The organism is Bradyrhizobium sp. 31Argb (assembly GCF_043638955.1).
In the GTDB taxonomy this organism is placed as follows: domain Bacteria; phylum Pseudomonadota; class Alphaproteobacteria; order Rhizobiales; family Xanthobacteraceae; genus Bradyrhizobium.
In genome coordinates this window covers 1-5,111 of record NZ_JBEGDB010000415.1, presented here as the reverse complement: position 1 = coordinate 5,111, position 5,111 = coordinate 1, and the positions used below count along the sequence as shown (strand labels likewise).

At 57.3% G+C, this 5,111-nt stretch carries 2 protein-coding genes and 3 pseudogenes; 1 reads left to right on the top strand and 4 read right to left on the bottom strand.

Annotation, left to right across the window (positions count from 1 at the left end; translation table 11 throughout):
* The first annotated feature begins 657 nt into the window (after positions 1 to 657).
* Positions 658 to 1,910: pseudogene (ltrA, locus tag AAFX91_RS38905) on the top strand (group II intron reverse transcriptase/maturase).
* A gap of 75 nt (positions 1,911 to 1,985) precedes the next feature.
* Here the strand turns inward: ltrA and AAFX91_RS38900 are convergent.
* The 4 genes and pseudogenes from AAFX91_RS38900 to AAFX91_RS38885 form a co-directional block, all read right to left on the bottom strand.
* Positions 1,986 to 2,426: pseudogene (locus AAFX91_RS38900) on the bottom strand (transposase); the annotation flags it as partial.
* A gap of 34 nt (positions 2,427 to 2,460) precedes the next feature.
* Entirely contained in the window at positions 2,461 to 2,589 is a 129-nt protein-coding gene (locus tag AAFX91_RS38895; RefSeq protein ID WP_394570038.1) for a hypothetical protein, read from the bottom strand.
* A 234-nt stretch (positions 2,590 to 2,823) separates the two neighbouring features.
* Positions 2,824 to 3,510 (bottom strand): annotated as a pseudogene (locus AAFX91_RS38890) (IS630 family transposase); the annotation flags it as partial.
* A gap of 214 nt (positions 3,511 to 3,724) precedes the next feature.
* Complete coding sequence (locus AAFX91_RS38885) at positions 3,725 to 4,507, bottom strand: YopT-type cysteine protease domain-containing protein (protein ID WP_394570037.1); 783 nt, start codon at positions 4,505 to 4,507, stop codon at positions 3,725 to 3,727.
* Between the last annotated feature and the right edge of the window lie 604 nt (positions 4,508 to 5,111).

Genomic DNA, 5,111 nt, shown 5'->3' with positions numbered 1-5,111 from the left:
CCCAGCCCCTCGTCGAGGGCCTTGCGGCCGAGTTCGTCATGGCGGATGCGGCCTACGATTCCGACGCGTTCAGAGCCTAGGCTGCACCGTGGTATGTGCGCCATGACGGCGCGAAGAAGGAGGTTGGGTATGTAGACCATCTTCCGAGCAGCCTTGCTGCGCAAGAGATGAGGGCAGGCCCCTCGGACTCGGATTGCAGGATCAGAGTCCAAACCCCCACAAGCTGCTTTAGCTCAATGGCTGAGGTGGTGAGCGTTGCTGGAAAAGGCGGGCAATCAGCCCGTCAGGTGAGCCACGGGAAGACGAACGCAAGTAAACCGCCGATGATGCATCGAAAGTACAGTTCAGGTGTTGTCGAAACCAGGGGCGATACCACCTCCTGGGATCAAGCGCGGCGAGAGCCTGTCTATTGGCCGGGCGGCAACCGGTGTAGAGGCGGCGTGATCCCGATGGCAGGCTCTTGCGCGGAACATGGGAACCTGCGTCGCGATGCCAAGGGAGACCCCAAAGGCGGCGGACCCGCCGAGGGCAGAGTACCAATGCGCGACGCAGGGGCGGACGGGTTCGTAATAGTGATGAGGCCCGGTAATACGGGCGGAGCGAAGGGACCCGATCTTCCAGCCAAAGTCACACGCCAACCGGAAACGGGAGGAGCCGATGACTGAGGCAAAGTCGTATCAGATCCCCAAACATCTCGTTTGGGAAGCTTGGAAACAGGTGAAAGCGAACCGCGGGTCAGCGGGTGTGGACGGGGTCTCCATCGAGGAATTCGAAAAGGACTTGAAGAGAAACCTCTACAAGATCTGGAATCGACTGTCGTCGGGGACATACTTTCCGCCTCCCGTCCGTCTCGTGGAAATTCCCAAGGCTAATGGAGGGAAGCGTCCGTTAGGAATACCCTCTATAGCTGACCGCGTGGCTCAGACGGTTGCAAAGATGGTTATGGAGCCGACGATGGAACCAATATTCCATCCCGACTCCTACGGCTATCGGCCCGGCCGTTCGGCGCTTGACGCAGTGGGGACAGCGCGAAAGCGTTGCTGGAAATTCGACTGGGTTATCGACCTTGATATCAAGTCGTTCTTCGACTCGATTCCTTGGCACCTGATCGAAAAGGCCGTCGCCCACCACACGGAACTGAGCTGGATTCGTCTCTACGTAAAGCGGTGGCTGCAAGCTCCCGTGGAGAAAGAAGACGGAATCCTAGTGGAGAGAACACGCGGAACCCCTCAGGGTTCAGTGGTTTCACCGCTGCTCGCAAATTTGGTTCTGCACTATGCATTCGATCACTGGATGCAGCGGACCTTCCCTTGTTGTGTTTCGAAAGATACGCTGACGATGCGATAGTCCATTGCAGAACTGAAAGCGAGGCTCGAACCGTGATGGAGGCGATCCGAAAACGTCTTGCGGAATGCGGTCTGGAGCTCCATCCGGAGAAAACCCGGATCGTCTACTGCAAGGATAATAAACGGAGAAAGGAATGCGAACACATCTCGTTCGACTTCCTTGGCTACACCTTCCAGCCGCGCAGCGCTCGCGATCGAAAGGGCGAGAAGTTCCTCAACTTCCTCCCGGCAATCAGCAACAAGGCTGCCAAAGGAATCCGACAAACCATTCGCTCATGGCGACTGGGTTCGACGCGAAACCACTGGAGTCTTGAAGAACTCGCCAAGCTGATTGATCCTGTCGTGCAAGGATGGCTGAACTATTACGGACGGTTTTACCGGACGGAATGTGTCAACGTCCTTCGTCACGTAAACGACGCGCTCGCCCGTTGGACGAGGCGGAAATACAAGCGGTTGAAAGGCCGGAAAGTCGCCTCGGTATATTGGTTGGGACGGCTCGCACAGCGCGATCCGAACCTACTCTATTTGTGGCGAGTCGGCATTCGACCTGCGGCTGGAAGATAGAAGCCGGATGAATCGAGAGGTTCACGTCCGGTTTCGTGAGAGCCTCGGGGTGCAATTCCCCGGGGCTACTCGACCGACGACCACCCGCTCCAGGTCCTTGCGGCCGATCGCGCCAGTCTTGTGTGCCACCGACAGACTTTCCTGGATCAGCGCAACGAGCTGTTCTTCGCCGAGCCGCTGGCGCCAACGGGTCATCGACGATCTATCGAACGGTAGACGGTGGCAGAAGCTCAATTCCCCGCAGAAGTATCGGTAGTAGGGGTTCTCGATCCAACGGGCGCACAGCACCTCATCTGACAGGCTGTGCATGTGCTTCAGAATGAACAGGCCGGCTACGAGCCGCGTCGGCAAGCCCGGCTGTCCCGACCCTCCTTGGCACACTGAACTGAAGCGCTCATCCAGAAACTTCCAGTCGATCAGCGCCGCCAACCGCACCAGCGGATGCCCCATGTCGATGATCTGATCGAGCGCCGGAAGCAGCAGGTCTTTCTGGCGATCATCCCGCGGTTTGCTCATCGCATGCCCCAATGTCGACGACGACGTCAGGGAATCACGAATCGCCCAAAAGCAAAATCCCAAAACGCAAGAAAGCGAAGTCCAACACCCCGCTTTCCTGCAAAATCGAATACTTCATCCAGACAATTGCTGCCTTTCTCTCAAGCTGATCCGCATTCTTCACGGACGACTCGAATGACGACATTCCCGGTAGCAATCAGACCGCCTGACTCACTGCGCTTCGAGCGCGAGAAATTGATTGGGCGATTGCTTCCGCGGATATCATCGTGGCCAGCGGCCAGGCGCCGCGTTTACAGGCCGAACATATGACCGCACCGTCATCCCTTGTTCAACCAGAGAAAGATCTTGCAGCCCGGGCCGTTCCACATATGAGTCAGAGCCAATATTGCAGGCCGAATGACACGATGATCTTTCCGGTGGCGACTTCGAGCGCCGCAAACAGCGTTGTGGTGCCATGCCGCTTGTAATCGTGGCTCTGACCAGTCAAGGCGCGGCCATTGGGCAACTTCAGATAGCCCTGCGCTCGCTCCAAGGCCTGGATCGAGGGCTTCTCGTCCACGCATAGCACAATGGCCTTCGCCGGCGGGGCGACGTAAAGGCCGACAACATCGGCGGCTTTGGCCGTAAAGTTCGGGTCGTTGCTCTCACACCAGGACTTGCGAGCCGCGAGGTCAATCGTGTGACTGCGCAGGAACCGCCAAACATATTGGACGTCAACATCGCCTAGCGCCTCGGCCAGCAGAGGGCCGGTCCAGCGCTCGAACCCTTGCGGGGGCGGCTTATCCAGCAGCTTCAGAATCCGCTTGTCGGTCGTCTTCGTATAGATCGGCTTCTTGCCGGGTCGCGGCTTGTCTTGCAGCCCTTCAAGGCCTTAGTCGGCATAGCGATGCCGCCAAAGGCTGACAATCCGCGGCTGGACCCCAACTTCCTTGGCGATCGACCGGGTGCTGCGCCCGGCCGCCGCCAACAGAACGATCCGCGCCCGCTTCAAATCGCGCTGCAATGTCGTCGGCGAGCGACAACACGCCTCAAGCACCTTGCTATCTTTCCTCGAAAGGTGGACTTCTCTTGCTTCGGGTATCATCCATATCTTGAATCACGACTCACGATCCAAGAAAAGTGGGTACTAGCTTCGCAATGTCGGAGATTGCGCGGCTCCGGATTCTACCACATCTCGGATGGTGCGCCGCAAGAATAGCCCCGGCTATCTTAAACGCCGGGGCTCAACTCTTGCCGAATGTCAGGAGGCCGATTTAGTTGCCTTACGGATCGAAATGCAACTTCGCATCTGCAAGTTGTTACTCAACCCGTATCCTTTGCGTGGTGATACTCCGCAATTCCATGCTGTTGGGGGGACTTCTGTAGCGATTTGCGAGGCTTCCGAAGAAGTCATTCACATCCCCTTGCGGAATGGTGAATTCGCCATAGTTTGGGTCGAACAGCGTCACTATCCCATCCGACGCTGACGTCGCAACCAAGTGTTTTTCCGTGCGTCCTCCGCGCTCAAAACTCAAGCTGAGCAAATACATTCTCTCATTGGATACGATCTTGTCCTTCATTTCCGAGAATTCGTCAGAATTGTCGAAGGCGTATGTATTGCCTCCTTCGGATGGTCGTAAACCCGCGTCCGCGAACACGGCTGCCCGCGCCCTAAAGTTAGCTTCAAAGCCCTCGACACCTTGCGATCGCAAGGACCTGATGACATCTTCATAGTTTTCTTGGGTCACGGCCGCTGAGCGGTATCCACTCGATCGAGGCAACAGGGCACGCATTCGTGATGCTGGGCTTTGCGCGCGGTTGGTAAGCCATTCGGCGGCCAGCCCAACGCAGATGTTTTCGACATTCGCATTCGGCAATTCGGCAGTCCTGTATTGGAACACGGATGTGCTCATCCTCGCAGGATCCGAGGCGTCTGCCCTACTGGCGCAGCACCCCATTCTTTCGGGTCGATCCTCAGGCGACAGATCGTTGTGCCGTGCAAGATCGGCAAGTTGTTCATCGAAGCTGTTGCTGTTGAACGAATTGTTCAGTGCGTCATTTTGCCGAAGGTACGTTGATGATTGGTCGATTCGATTGTGCATCTCGATTTTCGTCTCGCATGAAGGTTGTGTCTATCACGGACAAGAATAATCAATGAGGCTGACGGCGAGCTGACGCGGCCTCTCTTACAAGCTTCGCGGCTAACGCCTACACGAACTTACTCATAAGTTTGCATCATTGGATTCGCGTCACAAACGTATCACGGCCCGTTTCTTCCGAGGCATGAAGGCGATCGCCGAAGCGCGCCGTCGGTTCGACCATATCGCAGGAATTAGGCCAGGTCGGCAATGGCCGTAAGCAAGCGGATGGCAAGCGTGCGCCGCGTCCGCGCAAGGGGCTTTGCGCCCCATCTGGAACCGTTGACGGCGCTTTCTGGGACCTGCGCGGCCGGGGCTCGGATGCGGACGCGGTACGATCCGGCCAGAAATCCGCGTCGGAGGTGGTCGAGGGGACTATATTGGCATCTGGGATGACGGAGGGAGATGGTTTACTGGTCTTTGCATAGTCACCTGCAATCGATCCTGCCCACCGGCGTGAGGGAGTCCAGAGCCCGTTCAGGGGCCGAAGTACCTGAACATGTGATGACGCGCGATCCTCTCGGCGAAAACCGCTGGCAATGCGATGGGCTCGGCGACGAGGATTCCC

Excerpts from the sequence above, each read along its gene's own strand:
- AAFX91_RS38885 (WP_394570037.1), bottom strand. The coding sequence starts at position 4,507 with ATGCACAATCGAATCGACCAATCATCAACGTACCTTCGGCAAAATGAC.